The 985-nt window shown below is 71.0% G+C and carries 1 protein-coding gene; it reads left to right on the forward strand.

Translation table 11 applies throughout. The features are described 5' to 3' along the window. Positions 1-857: maleylpyruvate isomerase family mycothiol-dependent enzyme (locus E1286_RS47350; protein WP_246075792.1), on the forward strand; the 857-nt coding region annotated here is incomplete at its 5' end. Between the last annotated feature and the right edge of the window lie 128 nt (positions 858-985).

Below are 985 nucleotides of genomic sequence, written 5' to 3' on the forward strand. Positions count from 1 at the left end.
GAAGTAGCCTGCCGTCGGCGCGCCGAGATCACGGCGGCTCGATCGCTGGACAGGAGATCACCATGACCGACCGGGCAGAACAGACGATCCGCGAACTTCGCGCCGAGTTCGACGAGCTGGACTCGATGGTGAAGAGGTTCGGCCCCGACGACCTGACCCGGCCGTCGGGCGCCTCCGAGTGGGACGTGTCTCAGGTGCTGAGCCACCTGGGCAGCGGAGCCGAGATCATGCTGGCCGCGATCGACGGCGCGGTGAACGGCACCGGCTCCCCCGGCATGGACGCCATCCGCGGCGTCTGGGCCCGCTGGGACGCCATGCCGCCCGCCGAGCGGGCGCAGGCGTTCGTCACCGCCAACGAGGCGCTGCTGCGCCGCTTCGCGGAGTTCGACGCGCGGGCGCGTGAGGAGCTGCGGATCGAGCTGTGGTTCCCCACCGAGCCGGTGAGCCTGGCCTCCCTGACGGGGATGCGGCTGAGCGAGTTCGCCAACCACGCCTGGGACGTCAAGGTGGCCTTCGACCCGGCGGCGCCGCTGGCCCCGGGAGCCGCCGAGCTGCTGCTCGACCAGGTCGGCGGCATGCTGGGGTTCGCCGGCAAGCCCGAAGGGCTGGGCGGACGGCGGGCGTCCGTGGCCGTGCGCACCACGTCGCCCGACCGGTCGTTCGGGCTGGAGGTCGGCGAGGCGGTGCGGATCGGCGACGTCCCGGCCGAGCCGGACGCCGTGCTCACCGCGCCCGCCGAGTGGTTCGTGCGCCTGGTCTACGGCCGCCACTCCCCCGAGCACACGCCGTCCACGGTGACCCTCACGGGTGACGGCGTCACCGTGGACGACCTGCGCCGGGTCTTCCCCGGGTTCTAGGAGCAACGCCGTTCAGTTAAGGGGAAAGGGCTGTTCGTCAAGACCGGTGAACAAAGCAGCGGAGCCGCTGTAGAAGAGGTCTGTCACTCCAAGACATCCTCACCACAGGAGCTCCGCTGTTGGAACAG

This window comes from Nonomuraea terrae (assembly GCF_004348995.1).
Lineage (GTDB): Bacteria > Actinomycetota > Actinomycetes > Streptosporangiales > Streptosporangiaceae > Nonomuraea > Nonomuraea terrae.